The organism is Jatrophihabitans fulvus (assembly GCF_054781375.1).
Genome location: NZ_BAAGUN010000003.1, coordinates 142,995 through 158,186 on the forward strand (window position 1 = coordinate 142,995; position 15,192 = coordinate 158,186).

Below are 15,192 nucleotides of genomic sequence, written 5' to 3' on the forward strand. Positions count from 1 at the left end.
GTCAGCCCCGTGTCGACGGTCGGGCGGACGTCGAGGAGTACAGGTACGCGTCGACGATGACGTTGTAGTCGAGGTCCTGGCCGGCGTGCACCGAGCACGTCACCAGCAGCACCCGCTTGGCGATGGTGTCGTCGACGATGTTCTGCACCAGCCCGAACTGCGGCTTCGGGACGCCGTACGCGGTGCGCACCTTGTAGTCGAGCCGGCCGTTCGCCGTCCACAGCGTCAGCGTCGAGCCGTCGAGCACGGTGATCGGCCGCGTCGGCACGCCGTCGCGGTAGACCGTCGGAGCCTTCACGAGCTGCGCGCTCGCGGTGCGCGAGAGCCGGCCCAGGGCGGTGTCCGGATCGTTGGCGAACGAGTGGCCGAGGACGTAGCTCGTCGCGGTGTTGCTGCCCGGCGCGACGCCGAAGTTGTTGCGCACCCAGCAGACCGTCGTGTCCGGGTCGCCGGGCGGGTCGAGGGCGAGCGCGTCCCACATCGGGCACACGTTCGCCGTCGCGGTAAAGCCGGGACCGACGAAGCGGAACCGGGTCGGGGTCGCGGGGGCGACCGGGTCGTGGGACGGGCGGACGACCCGGCCCGCGGCCACGGCGGCGGGCGGCGCGGCCGAGCGCGGCGTAGCGGGCCGCACGGGCGCGGGCACGGCGCGCGCCGGCGGGGCGGTCCGCGCGTACGCCGGCGGCCCCGCTGCGGCGGCGACCGGGACGTCGGGTCCCGGCGTGCGGTCGGTCGGGTGCAGCGTCAGGCCGAGCACGGACGCGACCAGCGTCGCGACGGCGAGAACGGCGGGGACGACGGCGCGGACGACGGCGAAGCGGGCGGGGGAGTGGGCGGCGGGGTGGGCGGCGGGGTGCACGGGGGGCTCGCGGAACAGGGTGGAGCGCGGTGCTGGCCGGGGGGAAGCCATGAGATCACCGTAAAGCGCCGATGGCTCCGCGTCACCCCGGCGTCGTGAACTTTCCCGGGTGTCGGCTGTCGATTACCCAGATCACGGTGCATTTAGTAGGACGTCCTAGTAAGTTGCGGTGGGAACACTTCTCGGACGTAGTCCGAATCCCGTGCCGTTCCCTCCTCCTTAAGGTCGTGACATGGACGCCGAAGAGATCGCCGCCGGACGAGCGCGCTGGCAGCAGCGCTACGAGGCCGCCGAGCAGGCCGGCCGGGTCGCCGACCGTGACTTCACCACGTTGTCGGGGGTCGAGGTCGAGCCGGTGTACGGCCCGACCGACGCCGACGAGCGCATGGCGCGCATCGGCTGGCCGGGCGAGTTCCCGTACACGCGCGGCATCCACGCCACCGGGTACCGCGGCAAGCCGTGGACGATCCGTCAGTTCGCGGGCTTCGGCAACGCGCGGCAGACCAACGAGCGCTACAAGATGATCCTGGCCGAGGGCGGTGGCGGCCTGTCGGTCGCGTTCGACATGCCGACCCTCATGGGCCGTGACTCGGACGACCCGCGCTCGCTCGGCGAGGTCGGGCACTGCGGCGTGGCCATCGACTCGGCGGCCGACATGGAGGTGCTGTTCGACGGCATCGACCTCGCCGCGACCACCACCTCGATGACGATCTCCGGTCCGGCGGTGCCGCTGTTCTGCATGTACGTGGTCGCCGCCGAGCGCCAGGGTGCCGACACCCGCAAGCTCAACGGCACGCTGCAGACGGACATCTTCAAGGAGTACATCGCTCAGAAGGAGTGGGTCTACCCGCCCGAGCCGCACCTGAAGTTGATCGGCGACCTCATGGAGTACGTCGACGAGCACGTGCCGGCGTACAAGCCGCTGTCGGTCTCCGGGTACCACATCCGTGAGGCCGGGGCGACGGCCGCGCAGGAGCTCGCGTTCACCCTCGCCGACGGCTTCGGCTACGTCGAGCTCGGCAAGTCGCGCGGCCTCGACGTCGACCGTTTCGCGCCCGGCCTGTCGTTCTTCTTCGACGCGCACATCGACTTCTTCGAGGAGATCGCGAAGCTGCGCGCGGCCCGCCGCATCTGGGCGCGCTGGATGCGCGACGTCTACGGCGCCAAGACCGACAAGGCGCAGTGGCTGCGGTTCCACACGCAGACCGCGGGCGTCTCGCTCACCGCCCAGCAGCCCGACAACAACATCGTCCGCACCGCGGTCGAGGCGCTCGCCGCGGTGCTCGCGGGCACGAACTCGCTGCACACCAACGCCCTCGACGAGGTGCTCGCCCTGCCGTCGGCGAAGGCCGCGCAGATCGCTCTGCGCACGCAGCAGGTGATCGCCGAGGAGACCGGCGTGCTGAACGTCGCCGACCCGCTCGGCGGCTCGTGGTACGTCGAGGCGCTCACCGACAAGATCGAGGCGGACGCCGAGCGCATCTTCGAGCGCATCAAGGACATCGGCGGCGACGGCACGATCACCGCGGGCCTGCTGCGCGGCATCGAGGAGGGCTGGTTCATCGGCGAGATCGCCGACTCCGCGTTCGAGTACCAGATCTCGCTCGAGAAGGGCGACAAGCGCGTCGTCGGCGTCAACACCCTCACCGGCGACATCGGCGAGCCGCTCGAGATCCTGCGCGTCTCGCACGAGGTCGAACTCGAGCAGCGCGAGGCCGTCATCGCCCGGCGGGCGCAGCGTGACCAGGCCGCCGTCGACAGCGCGCTCGAGCGCATGGTCGAGGCCGCGAAGAACGACGCCAACACCCTGCCCGCCATGCTCGACGCGGTGCGGGCCGAGGCGACGCTCGGCGAGATCTGCAACGCCTTCCGCCCGCTGTTCGGCGAGTACCGGGAGCCGGTGCGCTTCTAGCTCGAGGACACGGGAACCGACGCAGGGACGGGCGGTGCCACCGGCAACGGTGGCGCCGCCCGTTTCCGTCCGGCGGTCAGGGTGACGCCGACGCTCGCGATCATGACGAGCCCGATGCCCACCGCCTGCGTGGCCCCGGGCACCTGCGACAGCAGCAGCAGGCCGGCGAGCGCGGCGACACCCGGGTTCAGGCTGGTGAGCACGCCGAAGACCGCGGTCGGCAGGCGGCGCAGCGCGAGCAGGTCCAGCGAGTACGGCACGGCGCTGGACAACACGCCGACCCCGAGGCCGATCAGCAGCACCTCCGGACGCCACAGGGCGGTGCCCGCGGTGGCGGCACCCACCGGCAGCATCACGACGGCGCCGGCCAGGCAGCCGACGGCCAGCCCGGCCAGACCGGAGCCCTCGCGTCCGAGCCGGCCACTGAGCACGATGTAGCCCGCCCAGCAGCACGCCGCGCCGAGCGCGAACGCGATGCCGAGCGCGTCACCCGCGGGTAGCCGTCCGGCCAGCAACACGACGCCGGCGAGCGCGGGCAGCGCCCACGCTCGGGTCGTCCACGACCGGGCGGTCACGACCGCGACCGAGAGCGGGCCGAGGAACTCGAGGGTGATGACCGTGGCCAGCGGCAACCGCTCGATGGCGAGGTAGAGCGACGTGTTCATGCCGGTGAAGACCGCGCCGAACACCAGGGCGGCCCGCAGGTCGGCTGCGGTACGGATCGATCGCCACGGGCGGGTGAGGGCGGTGAGGACGACGGCGGCGACCACCAGGCGCAGCCCGACCGTGCCGAGCGCGCCGATGCGGTCGAACAGGTGCGCCGCGAGCGCGGCGCCGAACTGCACCGAGAACACGCTGACGACGGCCAGGCCGGCGCCGGTCGTGACGTCGCGGTCCGCGGTCGTGGGCATGGGTCGACGGTAGGTCGGCCCCGGGGCGCTACGGAAATGTTCTTCGCGGCCGACTTATGCTCTCGCATCATGAATGCGGACGGGCTGGAACTGCGGCAGCTGCGCGTGCTCGTCGCGGTCACCGAGGAGGGCAGCTTCACCGGTGCCGCCGTCCGCCTCGGCCTGTCGCAACCGGCCGTCTCCCGCACGCTGGCCGCGCTGGAAGCCCTGCTCGGACAGGCGCTCGTGACCCGGACGACGCGCTCGGTCACCCTCACCGACGTGGGTGTGCGCACCTACCGCGCGGCGGTTGCGGCGCTGGCGGCCGCGGACGAGGTCGCCGCCGCCGCGAGCGGCCAGGTGCGACCGCTGCGGCTCGGTTATGCATGGGCCGCGCTCGGCCGCCACACCAGCGACGTGCTGCGGCGATGGCGCAGCGAGAACCCCGACGTCGCCCTCGAGGTGCACCGGGTCGACGCGGTCGACGGCGGGCTGGCGCGCGGCGCCGCCGACGTGTCCGTCGTCCGCGGCGACGTCGAGCGCTCCGACGCGGTCACCCAGCTCGTGTTCCGCGAGCCGCGGGTCGCCGCGCTGCCCGTCGCCCACCCGCTCGCCGGCCGGCCGTCGGTGCTGCTCGGCGATCTGCGGCACGACACGGTGGTCACGTCGGCGTACGGGCTCACCCGGCTCGAGCTGTGGCCGCCGGACGGGCGGCCGCGCTCGATCGTGTCCGTCGACAACACCGACGAGTGGCTGACCGAGATCGCCGGCGGCATGGGCATCGGGGTCACGGTCGAGTCGACGGCCGTGCAGCACGCGCATCCCGGAGTCGCGTTCGTGCCCGTCGACGACGCCGAGTGGGTCGCCGTCCAGTTGGCCTGGCCGGTGCTCAACACCCACCCGGCCGTCCCCGCGTTCGCCGAGCTGGTCGCCCGGGTCGTCGCCGGCCGCTGACCTTCTGGGAAACTGGGTGTCATGCGACCCGGTGCACCGCGACGCGGTGGTCAGCCCCAGTCCGTCCCGGCATCGGCCGCCGCGATGGCCGGCGCCGTCGACCTCGCCGCCCTCAAGGCGCGCAACGAGGCCGCCGCCCGCGCCGCCCAGGCGCCGGCGCCGACCGCCGCGCAGTACGCCTTCGACGTCACCGAGGCCGGTTTCCAGAGCGACGTGCTCGACCGGTCCTTCCAGGTGCCGGTGCTGCTCGTGCTCACCTCGCAGCGCGCGCCCTCGAGCAGCCAGCTGGCCGAGGGCCTCGAGAAGCTGGTCACCGCGCAGGCCGGCGCGCTCGTGCTCGGCCGCGTCGACGCCGACGCCCAACCACGCATCGTGCAGGCCCTGCAAGCCCAGGCCGTGCCGGTGGTGTACGCGGTCATCGGCGGTCAGGTCGTCCCCGGCTTCCAGGGCGCGATCCCCGACGACCAGGCGAGCGAGTTCATCGCCGCCGTGCTGCAGGCCGGCCAGCAGGCGGGGCTGAGCGGCGCCGCCGCGCCGGCCGAGGGCGCCGAGCCGTCCGCGGCCGAGCCCGAGGTGCCCGACGACCCGCGGTTCACCGCCGCGGAGGACGCGCTCGAAGCGGGCGACTACGACCTCGCCGAGCAGCGCTACAAGGCCATCCTCGACCAGGAGCCCGCGAACGCCGACGCTCAGCTCGCGTTGGGTCAGGTACGCCTGCTGCGGCGGCTCGAGAACGTCGACCGGGACGCGGCCGCGAAGGCCGACGCCGCCCCGGCGGACGTCGACGCGCAACTGGCCGCCGCCGACCTGTCGTTCGCGGCCAACGACGTCGACGGCGCGCTCGACCGGCTGCTCACCTCGGTGAGCGCCGTCGCGGGCGACGACCGGGACCGGCTGCGGCAGCGGCTGATCGAGTTCTTCGACCTGCTCGGGCCGGACGACCCCCGCGTCGGCCCCGCCCGCCGCCGGTTGACCCGGGCGCTGTTCTGAGTCAGCTCGTGAGCAGCGGCGCCAGCGCCGCCTCGATGCGCACCGCGTAGCCGAGCTGCTGGCCCTTCTCGTTCGGGTGGAACGAGCCCGTCAGGTCGTGCTGGCCGCGCAGCGACTGGGACGCCGTCCGCACCCACGAGTCCTGCGCGCAGTAGCCGTGTCGGTCGAAGGCCTCGGCGATGCCGCCGACGAAGTGCCAGTCGGCGCCGCCGTCCGCCCGGCGCACGGCGTCGCGCACCAGGTCGTTCAGCCCCGGGGACACGACCTCGTGCGTCCAGCCGAACTCCGTGCGGGAGATGCCGTCCTGCGACCGGCCGTCGTCCGGGCCGGGGCACAGCTGTCCGTCGTCGCGCGTGGCGACGTCGAAGTATCCGGTGCTGAACGCGTGCCGGAGCAGCCCGCGGCCGGCCAGTTCGTCCAGGCGCGCATCGAGGCGGACGAAGCCCGCCGGTGCCCGCTGCACGCCCTCGGCGTACCGCTGCGCGCCGCGTCCCCGGCTGCAGTCGGGCAGCAGCACGCAGTCGCGCACGATGGCGCCGAAGCCCAGGTCGTTGGCGCCGATCGACACGAGCAGCGCGTCGATCGGACGGCCGGCCGCGCGCGCGACCGCCGCGTCGAGCTGCGGCGGCAGCGGTGCGTCGGTGCCGTCCGCGTCGATGCCGCGGTACGGACCGATGAGGCCCTCGTCGATCGTCGCGCCCGAGCACGCCAGGCCGACGAACGTGACGGACGTGTGCGGGTCGCGGCGCTCGAGCCGCAGCGCCGCCTGGGCGGGCCCGGCGAGGGCGCTGCGGTGGCAGCGGGCGTCCTGCCAGCGCAGCCCGTCGTCCGAGCCGGCGGGGGAGTCGGGGTCGCCCTCGCCGCTGGCGACGGAGTCGCCGACCGACACGACGAGCAGGTCGCGCAGCTCGACGTCCGCGCTCCGCGTGCCGGTGTCCGTCGTCGCCGTGACGCGGTACGCGTCCAGCGCCGGTAGCGACTGTCGGGTGCGGCAGCCGGCGGTCACGTCGATCGGCGTGGTCAGCGCCGTGCCGGTGATCTGCCAGCGGACGCGCCCGTCCCCGGTGCAGGCGGTCAGGTCGACGGGCCAGCTGTCGGGGCGGACGGTCGCGGTCACGCCGGCGGAGGTCGTCCGGTCGGGCACCGACCAGGTCACCCCGTCTGCTCGTGACGACGCCGAACCGCCCTGGGTGGCGAGCACGGCGACGCCCCCGCACCCGGCGATCACGACGGCGGCGGTGGCGACGAACGCTGCGCGGCTCATGGGACGAGTCTCGGCACAGGGCTCCCGCGTGGTCAGGGAGTCAGCCGGTGGCCGCAGGGGGTGCTGGCATGTGGGCGCCGGGGCCTCCGTAGACGGTGCGCCGGCTGCCGTCGGGGGAGCGGCAGCCGGCGCACCGCGGCGCGGTACCGCTGGCCGGACGGGGGACCCGGTGCGCGGTGCCGACGACTACGGTGCGGGAGGGAGACGCTGCGGCGCGGCCCGCACGACGACGGTTCGAGGTGCGGCGGCTGCCTCGGCCCCACCTCCGGCAGTGGCTCGCAACCCCTCGTCGTCGTGCGGACCGGCCCTGCATCGTGGTCCCCACCCGATCGCTCCTCGCGTTCGAGTCACGATGGGCCGAGCGTATGGCCGGTGTGATGTGCGCGCTATTGCGCCCGCAACCGAAGGTCCGGAACGACCGAAATGCGGTTTATCGACAGCGCTTTCGGGGTTGTTACATCGCGAATCGGCCATTGTGGACCGTTCGGGGCGTCAGGCGCCGCCCGGCGTGAGCATCGACCTCGCGTACGTTCGCCGCCCCCGCGGCCTGGCACGCGATCCCCCGGTCGTCCATCCGTGACATCCCCCGCGGATCGTCACGGTGCTGCTGGCTCACGCCGAGCCGGCGTTCCCCTCGCCCGGGCCGTCCGACTCACAGGACGTTCCCAGTGCGACAGAGCGAAGGTTACGGCCGTGTGACGTCCGTGTGGGGAGGACCTAGGACCCCGGATGCGGGGACCCTTGTCGGGACCAAACCTCACGCATGCGCGAACTGGACGACGCGTTCTGGCGGCCTCGCGCTCGCGCGACGGCGTCAGTCGGTCGTGCGTGCGTGACGGAGCCAGATCGTGCCGAGCGGCGGCACCCGGACGACCGCCGAGGCCGGCTGTCCGTGCCAGCTCGTGTCGTCGGCGTGCACCGCGCCGAAGTTGCCGACGCCGGAGCCGAAGTAGGCGTCGGCGTCGGTGTTCACGATCTCGTCCCAGCGTCCGGCGAACGGCAGGCCGAGCCGGTAGTTCTCGTGGGGTACCGGGGAGAAGTTGCTGACGCACGCCAGGACCGAACCGTCGTCGCCGAAGCGCAGGAACGAGAACGTGTTGCCGGCGGCGTCGTTCGCGTCGATCCAGTGGAAGCCCTCGGGGCTCGTGTCGCGGCTCCACAACGCCCCGGTGTCCACGTAGGCGCGGTTGAGGTCGCCGATGAGGCGACCGACGCCGCGGTGGCCCGGGTCGTCCCAGAGCTCCCAGTCGAGCGAGCGCGCCTCGGACCATTCGCGGCTCTGCGCGAATTCCTGCCCCATGAAGAGCAACTGCTTGCCCGGGTGGGCCCACATGTAGGCGTACATCGAGCGCAGCGTTGCGAACTGCTGCCAGCGGTCGCCCGGGATCTTGTTGAGCAGCGATCCCTTGCCGTGCACGACCTCGTCGTGCGACAGCGGCATCACGAAGTTCTCGGTGTAGGCGTACATCATCGAGAAGGTCAGCTCGTTGTGGTGCCACTGGCGGTGGATCGGCTCGTGGGCGATGTAGCCGAGGGTGTCGTGCATCCAGCCCATGTCCCACTTGAAGCCGAAGCCGAGCCCGCCGAGGTGCGTCGGACGGGTGACCCCGGGCCACGAGGTCGACTCCTCGGCGATGGTGACCGCGCCCGGCACCCGCTTGTAGACCGTCGCGTTCATCTCCTGCAGGAACTCGACCGCCTCGAGGTTCTCGCGGCCGCCGAACTTGTTCGGTGCCCAGCCGCCCTCGGGACGGGAGTAGTCGAGGTAGAGCATCGAGGCGACGGCATCGACCCGCAGCCCGTCGACGTGGAACTGCTCGAGCCAGTACAGCGCGTTGGCGACGAGGAAGTTGCGCACCTCGCGGCGCCCGAAGTCGAAGACGTAGGTGCCCCAGTCGAGCTGCTCACCGCGGCGCGGGTCGCCGTGCTCGTAGAGCGGCGTGCCGTCGAAGCGGCCGAGCGCGAACTCGTCCTTGGGGAAGTGCGCGGGCACCCAGTCGACGATCACGCCGATGCCGGCGTTGTGCAGGGTGTCGATGAGGTACCGGAGATCGTCCGGGTCACCGAAGCGGGAGGACGGTGCGTAGTACGACGACACCTGATAGCCCCACGAGCCGCCGAAGGGGTGTTCGGCCACGGGCAGGAACTCGACATGGGTGAAACCGTGCTCGCGCACGTAGTCGACGAGCTGCTCGGCGAGCTCTCGGTAGGAGAGTCCAACCCGCCACGAGCCGAGGTGCACCTCGTAGATCGACATGGGCGCCTTGTGCCACTCGGTGCTCGCCCGCCGCTCGATCCATTCGGCGTCGTTCCACTCGTGCCGTGCGGTGTGGACGACGGACGCCGTGGCCGGCGGCTCCTCGGTGGCGAACGCCATCGGGTCGGCCTTCTGCCGCCACTGGCCGTCCGCGCCGAGGATCTGGAACTTGTACCGGGCGCCGTCGCCGACACCCGGCACGAACAGCTCCCAGACGCCGCTCGAGCCCATGGCGCGCATGGGCAGCGACCGCGCCGACCAGTAGTCGAAGTCGCCGGTCACGCGCACGCCGCGCGCGTTCGGTGCCCACACGGCGAACGACGTGCCGCTGACGCTGCCGCCCGGGGTGTCGTAGCTGCGCACGTGTGCGCCCAGCACGTCCCAGAGGTTCTCGTGCCGGCCCTCGGAGATCAGGTGGAGGTCCATCTCGCCCAGCGTGGGCAGCCAGCGGTACGGGTCGTCGACGGTGTACGTCCCGGCCGGGTACGTGACCTCGAGGCGGTAGTCGGTCTCGGGTCCGTCCAGGACGGCCTCGAAGACGCCCCCGTCGTGCACACGGTCCATGGCGATGCGCTCGTCGCCGATGACGACCGCGACGGACGAGGCGTCGGGGCGCAGGGTGCGGATGACGGTCGACTCGGCCGGCCCGCCCTTCGCCCCCTTCTTCGCCTTGGGCTTCGCCCCCGGGTGGGCGCCGAGCAGGCTGTGCGGGTCGTGGTGCGTGCCGCCGACGAGCCGGTCCAGCTCCTCGCGGGCGGGGGTGGACGTGCTGGTCATGGGGTGGGTCTCCGTCCCTCGGGATCGGTCGATGGTCTGGTCGGCCGCTCGGTCGGCAGGTCAGTCGCCGGCCAGGCGGCGGAGGGTCGCGAGCGGGATGGGGAGCCACGTCGGCCGGTTACGGCTCTCGTACACCGCTTCGTAGACCGCCTTCTCCGCCTCGAGGGCGCGCAGCAGCACGGCGTGCTCGCGGGGATCGGCACCGGCCGCCTCGGCGTAGCCGTCGCAGAACGCGTCCCGGTTGCGGGTCGACCACTCCTTGGCGCGGTAGGCCAGCTGCGTGTCGTTCGGCGCCTCGGCGGCCCGGTGGTGCCCGGCGTACTCGAAGGAGCGCAGCATGCCGGCCACGTCGCGCAGCGCCGAGTCGAACGCCCGTCGTGCGTCGATGGCGGCCATGGGCTCGCCCTCGAAGTCGATGAGCACCCAGCGCGAGTATGTGCGCAGCACCTGGCCGAGGTGCAGGTCACCGTGGATGCGCTGCAGCGTCACCCCACCGGCGAGCTGCGCGACGGCGGCGAACGCGGCTCGCAGGCCGTCGGCCACCTCGCCGAGCTCGGGGACGATCTCGAGCGCGTGCGTCAAGCGGTCCTGCATGGCCTGCGACCGCCCGGCCATCTCGTCCGCCGACGCCTCCCGCGTGCCGAAGGCGGCGACCAGGTCGGCGTGGGTCTGCGCCACCGCGGCGCCCAGCCGCTCCGCCTCGCCGGCGAAGTCGCCGCCCGCCTCGTCGGCGTGCAGGTCGGCCTCGGCCATGAGGTCGCGGACGCTGGCCGTGGCCAGCACCCATCCGTCGGTTCCACTCGACAGGTACTCCTGCACCATCGCCAGCGACGTCGGTTCGGGCTCGCCGTCGAAGGCGATGTCCGCCTCGGCCGAGCCGAGCAGGGCGGGCACATTGGCCGCGCCGCGACGGCTGAGTTCCCCGCCGATCTCGATGTCGGGGTTGACGCCCGGCTGCAGCCGCCGGAACACCTTCATGATGGCGGCGTCGCCGAAGACCAACGAGGTGTTCGACTGCTCGCCCGACATGGCGAGGCTCGGTTCGTCGACCGGGATGGCCTCCGCGTCGACGTAACGGGAGAACCGGACGACCCCGTCGGTCGCCTCGTCACGGACGCCGATCAGCCACGCGCCCGTGGCGTCCTTGTCCTGCGGCGCGTCGTAGACCCAGCGTGTGCCCGTGGCGGTCTCGACGGTGCCGAGCAGCGCGTGCTCGAGGTGCTCGACGGGCTCGCCGTGGGCGGTCAGCGGCACCTGGTAGGTCTCGGAATCGCCGTCCGCGTACGTCGCGCGGGCGACCCACAGCGTGACCTGAGGGCTCGCGCTCAGCTCGCCGAGGCGTTCGACCTCGAGCGTCGCGTCCCGTCCCTTGCCGGCGAACCAGCGCTGGCCGGGCAGCCACGCCCGCACGAGCTCGGTGACCGCGCCCTGGACGTCGGCGCCCGGGCCGTCGGCGGTCACAGGCCACCGTCCTCGACGGGGGCCGACGACTCCGGTTCGAGCGCCGCCGGCTCCTCGGTCGGTTGCGGCGCCCGCGGAATGCGCAGCCAGTAGAAGCCGTGGCCCGCGACGGTCAGCAGGTAGGGCAGCTCGCCGATCTCGGGGAACTGCGCACCGCCGGTCAGCTCGATCGGGCAGGCGCCCTGCCACGGCCGCAGGTCCAGTTCGGCGGCCTGCGGGAAACGGCTGAGGTTGTTGACGCACAGCACGATGTCGTCGCCGAACTCGCGCACGAAGCTGAGCACGCTGGGGTTGCTGCCACCGATGTCGGTGAACGTGCCGGTTCCGAACGCCGGGTTGGCCTTGCGGACGGCGATCATGCGGCGTGTCCAGTGCAGCAGCGACGAGGAGTTGCGCGTCTGCGCCTCGACGTTGGTGACCTGGTAGCCGTAGATCGAGTCCTGGTTGGCGGGCAGGTACAGCCGTCCGGGGTCGGCGGTCGAGAAGCCGGCGTTGCGGTCGGGGGTCCACTGCATCGGCGTGCGGACGCCGTCGCGGTCACCCAGCCAGATGTTGTCGCCCATGCCGATCTCGTCGCCGTAGTAGAGGACGGGCGAGCCCGGCAGCGACAGCAGCAGCGCGGTGAACAGCTCGATCTGGTTGATGTCGTTCTCGAGCAGCGGGGCCAGCCTGCGGCGGATGCCGATGTTGGCCTTCATGCGCGGGTCCTTGGCGTACTCGGCCCACATGTAGTCGCGCTCTTCGTCCGACACCATCTCGAGCGTCAGCTCGTCGTGGTTGCGCAGGAAGATGCCCCACTGGCAGTTGTCCGGGATGGCCGGCGTCTGCGCCATGATCTCCGAGATCGGGTAGCGCGACTCGCGCCGCACCGCCATGAAGATGCGCGGCATGACCGGGAAGTGGAACGCCATGTGGCACTCGTCGCCGCCGACGGCAGGGTCACCGAGGTACTCGACGACGTCGGCCGGCCACTGGTTCGCCTCGCACAGCAGGATGCGGTCGGGGTAGTCGCGGTCGACCTCCTTGCGCACCCGCTTGAGGAACTGGTGGGTCTCGGGCAGGTTCTCGCCGTTCGTGCCGTCGCGGACGTAGAGGTAGGGCACGGCGTCGAGCCGGAAGCCGTCGATGCCCAGGTCGAGCCAGAACCGCAGCGCCTCGAGGATCGCCTCCTGCACCGCCTCGGACTCGAAGTTCAGGTCGGGCTGGTGGCTGAAGAACCGGTGCCAGAAGTACTGCTGCCGCACCGGGTCCCAGGTCCAGTTCGACGGTTCGGTGTCGACGAAGATGATGCGCGCGTCGGGGTAGCGCTGATCGTCGTCGTTCCACACGTAGAAGTCGCCGTACGGGCCGTCGGGATCCGACCGCGACGCCTGGAACCACGGGTGCTGGTCGGACGTGTGGTTCATGACGAAGTCGATGATCACGCGGATGCCGCGCTCGTGGGCGGCGTCGAGGAAGTTCTTGAAGTCGTCGATCGTCCCGAACTCCGGCAGGACCGCGGTGTAGTCGCTGACGTCGTACCCGCCGTCGCGCAGGGGCGACTGGAAGAACGGCGGCAGCCACAGGCAGTCGACGCCGAGCCACTGCAGGTAGTCGAGCTTGTCGGTCAGCCCGCGCAGGTCGCCCGAGCCGTCGCCGTTGGAGTCGGAGAAGCCGCGGACGAGCACCTCGTAGAAGACCGCGCGCTTGAACCAGTCGGGCTCGGTGCGCTCGGTGGTGTCGGTGGTGTCGACGTCGAGAAAACCTTCGTCGGAGACAGTGCTCACTTGCCGACCACCTCGAAGACGTGCGCGGACCGGGAGTAGGGATCGAGGCGGACGTAGTTGTGCTCGCCCCACTGGTACTCGGTGCCGTCGAGCAGGTCGCGGACGGTGAAACCGGTCGTCCAGTCGAGACCGAGCGCCTCGAGGTCGAGCGTGACGGTGGCCTCGCGCCACTCGTGCGGGTTCGTGGTGCACGCGACGATCACGGTGTCGCCGGTGGCGGCGTCGCGCTTGCTGAACACGGTGATGTCGGGGTTGTCGACCTGGTGGAAGGTCACGTTGCGCAGCTGCTGCAGCGCGGGGTGCTCGCGACGGATGCGGTTGAGCAGCCGGACGAACGGGGCCAGAGACCGTCCGTCCGCGATCGCACCGGCGAAGTCTCGCGGCCGAAGCTGGTACTTCTCGGAGTTCAGGTACTCCTCGCTGCCCGGCTTGACCGGCAGGTGCTCGTACAGCTCGTAGCCCGAGTAGACACCCCACGTCGGCGACAGAGTTGCCGCCAGCACCGCCCGGATGGCGAACGCGCCCGGCCCGCCGTTCTGCAGGTACGCGTGCAGGATGTCGGGCGTGTTCACGAAGAAGTTGGGCCGCATGTAGGCGCTCGCATCGACGAGCTCGTCGACGTACTCCTCCAGCTCGTCCTTGGCGGTGCGCCAGGTGTAGTACGTGTAGCTCTGGTGGAAACCGACCTTGCCGAGCTCGTGCATCATCGCCGGGCGGGTGAACGCCTCGGCCAGGAAGAGCACGTCCGGGTCCGTCTTGCGCACCTCGCCGATGAGCCACTGCCAGAAGTTGATCGGCTTCGTGTGCGGGTTGTCGACGCGGAAGATGCGGACGCCCGCCGCGATCCAGTGCCGCACCACCCGCAGGCACTCGGCGTACAGACCCTTGGGGTCGTTGTCGAAGTTGAGCGGGTAGATGTCCTGGTACTTCTTCGGCGGGTTCTCGGCGTACGCGATGGTGCCGTCCGGCTTCGAGGTGAACCACTCGGGGTGGGCCGCGACCCACGGGTGATCGGGCGCGCACTGCAGCGCGAAGTCGAGGGCCACCTCCATGCCGAGCTTGTTGGCGCGCTTCACGAACGCCTTGAAGTCGGCCATGGTGCCGAGCTCCGGGTGGACCGCGTCGTGGCCGCCGTGCTTGGAACCGATCGCCCACGGCGAGCCGACGTCCCAGGGGTTGGCGACCGTGGTGCCGCCCGGGGCGTCCGGCGTGTTCGGGCCCTTGCGGTTGACCTCGCCGATGGGATGGATGGGCGGCAGGTAGACGACGTCGAAGCCGAGGTCGGCGACGTAGTCGAGGTGCGCGAGGGCGTCCTGGAAGGTGCCGTGCCGGGCGGGCTTCGCGGGCGCCGCCGGATCGCCGGCGAGCTCGGCGCCGATCGAGCGGGGGAAGAACTCGTACCAGCTGCCGAACAGTGCGCGCGGCCGGTCGACCCACAACGGGTAGCGGGGCGACGCGGTCACGAGCTCGCGCACGGGGTGGTCGTGGGCGAGCTGCTGCAGGTACGGGTCGAGCGCGGGTGCCACCCGGTGGGCGACGTCGAGGCTGGTGTCGCGCAGCGCGCGGGCGGCGGCGACGGCTCGCGCGCGCTCGTTCTTGGGCAGCGTCTTCGTCAGCTTCTCGAACAGCTGCGCGCCGGTCTCGAGGTCGTTGGCCAGCTCCTCGCTGCCCTGGCCGGCCTCGATCTTCACCGTGACGGCGTGATGCCATGTCGACATCGGGTCGCTCCAGGCCTCGACCTGGAACGACGCGGCGCCGGGCTCCGCGAACACGAGATCGGCGTGCCACCGATCGGTGCCCGGGGCACCGCGGCGCATGCGCACCACCTCGGTCTTCTTGCCGGCCGCATCGCGCACCACCACGCTCGCGGCCACGGCGTCGTGCCCCTCCCGGAACACCCGCGCCGAGACGGGTAAGGGCTCGCCGACCGTCGTGCGGGCGGGGAACTCGCCCGAGACGGTGGAGCCGACGACGGGGGAGACCTCGGTCAGTCCGAATCGTCCAACCACGAGGACGACGCTACCCACAACCGCTTCCGGTCATACAACTCGCGGGCAACCCG

The 15,192-nt window shown here is 71.8% G+C and carries 10 protein-coding genes; 3 read left to right on the forward strand and 7 right to left on the reverse strand.

Annotation, left to right across the window (positions count from 1 at the left end):
• Nucleotide 1: 1 nt before the first annotated feature.
• Nucleotides 2-910 carry a hypothetical protein gene (locus tag ACYVP9_RS12645; protein ID WP_460605225.1) on the reverse strand — a complete coding sequence of 303 codons (909 nt, stop codon included), beginning with the start codon at nucleotides 908-910 and terminating at the stop codon, nucleotides 2-4.
• Between the two features lie 181 nt (nucleotides 911-1,091).
• Here ACYVP9_RS12645 and ACYVP9_RS12650 point away from each other — a divergent pair, with 181 nt between their 5' ends.
• Nucleotides 1,092-2,771 carry an acyl-CoA mutase large subunit family protein gene (locus tag ACYVP9_RS12650; protein WP_460605226.1) on the forward strand — a complete coding sequence of 560 codons (1,680 nt, stop codon included), beginning with the start codon at nucleotides 1,092-1,094 and terminating at the stop codon, nucleotides 2,769-2,771.
• On the opposite strand, the gene ACYVP9_RS12655 is transcribed toward ACYVP9_RS12650, so the two are convergent.
• A complete protein-coding gene (locus ACYVP9_RS12655; protein WP_460605227.1) occupies nucleotides 2,768-3,682 on the reverse strand; it encodes an EamA family transporter in 915 nt (304 codons plus the stop codon). The two genes, ACYVP9_RS12650 and ACYVP9_RS12655, sit on opposite strands and share 4 nt — an antisense overlap.
• Nucleotides 3,683-3,751: 69 nt before the next feature.
• Between ACYVP9_RS12655 and ACYVP9_RS12660 the strand changes: the two genes are divergently transcribed.
• Nucleotides 3,752-4,615, forward strand: coding sequence for a LysR family transcriptional regulator (locus tag ACYVP9_RS12660; protein ID WP_460605228.1), 864 nt, complete (start codon nucleotides 3,752-3,754; stop codon nucleotides 4,613-4,615).
• Nucleotides 4,616-4,636: 21 nt separating this feature from the next.
• Nucleotides 4,637-5,605: a co-chaperone YbbN gene (locus ACYVP9_RS12665; protein WP_460605229.1), complete on the forward strand. Its 969-nt coding sequence runs from the start codon at nucleotides 4,637-4,639 to the stop codon at nucleotides 5,603-5,605.
• Nucleotide 5,606: 1 nt separating this feature from the next.
• On the opposite strand, the gene ACYVP9_RS12670 is transcribed toward ACYVP9_RS12665, so the two are convergent.
• The 5 genes from ACYVP9_RS12670 to ACYVP9_RS12690 all read right to left on the reverse strand — a co-directional run bounded on the left by ACYVP9_RS12670 (nucleotide 5,607) and on the right by ACYVP9_RS12690 (nucleotide 15,139).
• The gene (locus ACYVP9_RS12670) at nucleotides 5,607-6,869 is read right to left on the reverse strand and encodes an SGNH/GDSL hydrolase family protein (protein ID WP_460605230.1); all 1,263 of its coding nucleotides are present in this window, start codon (nucleotides 6,867-6,869) and stop codon (nucleotides 5,607-5,609) included.
• A gap of 814 nt (nucleotides 6,870-7,683) precedes the next feature.
• Nucleotides 7,684-9,903, reverse strand: coding sequence for a 1,4-alpha-glucan-branching protein (gene glgB / locus ACYVP9_RS12675; protein WP_460605231.1), 2,220 nt, complete (start codon nucleotides 9,901-9,903; stop codon nucleotides 7,684-7,686).
• Nucleotides 9,904-9,963: 60 nt separating this feature from the next.
• Nucleotides 9,964-11,364 carry a maltokinase N-terminal cap-like domain-containing protein gene (locus tag ACYVP9_RS12680; RefSeq protein WP_460605232.1) on the reverse strand — a complete coding sequence of 467 codons (1,401 nt, stop codon included), beginning with the start codon at nucleotides 11,362-11,364 and terminating at the stop codon, nucleotides 9,964-9,966.
• Nucleotides 11,361-13,130: a maltose alpha-D-glucosyltransferase gene (gene treS, locus ACYVP9_RS12685; RefSeq protein WP_460605233.1), complete on the reverse strand. Its 1,770-nt coding sequence runs from the start codon at nucleotides 13,128-13,130 to the stop codon at nucleotides 11,361-11,363. Before treS ends, ACYVP9_RS12680 begins: the two co-directional genes overlap by 4 nt.
• A complete protein-coding gene (locus ACYVP9_RS12690) occupies nucleotides 13,127-15,139 on the reverse strand; it encodes an alpha-1,4-glucan--maltose-1-phosphate maltosyltransferase (protein ID WP_460605234.1) in 2,013 nt (670 codons plus the stop codon). The genes treS and ACYVP9_RS12690 overlap by 4 nt, the downstream gene beginning before the upstream one ends.
• Between the last annotated feature and the right edge of the window lie 53 nt (nucleotides 15,140-15,192).

Excerpts from the sequence above, each read along its gene's own strand:
- ACYVP9_RS12645 (WP_460605225.1), bottom strand. The coding sequence starts at position 910 with ATGGCTTCCCCCCGGCCAGCACCGCGCTCCACCCTGTTCCGCGAGCCC.
- ACYVP9_RS12650 (WP_460605226.1), top strand. The coding sequence starts at position 1,092 with ATGGACGCCGAAGAGATCGCCGCCGGACGAGCGCGCTGGCAGCAGCGC.
- ACYVP9_RS12655 (WP_460605227.1), bottom strand. The coding sequence starts at position 3,682 with ATGCCCACGACCGCGGACCGCGACGTCACGACCGGCGCCGGCCTGGCC.
- ACYVP9_RS12660 (WP_460605228.1), top strand. The coding sequence starts at position 3,752 with ATGAATGCGGACGGGCTGGAACTGCGGCAGCTGCGCGTGCTCGTCGCG.
- ACYVP9_RS12665 (WP_460605229.1), top strand. The coding sequence starts at position 4,637 with ATGCGACCCGGTGCACCGCGACGCGGTGGTCAGCCCCAGTCCGTCCCG.
- ACYVP9_RS12670 (WP_460605230.1), bottom strand. The coding sequence starts at position 6,869 with ATGAGCCGCGCAGCGTTCGTCGCCACCGCCGCCGTCGTGATCGCCGGG.
- glgB (WP_460605231.1), bottom strand. The coding sequence starts at position 9,903 with ATGACCAGCACGTCCACCCCCGCCCGCGAGGAGCTGGACCGGCTCGTC.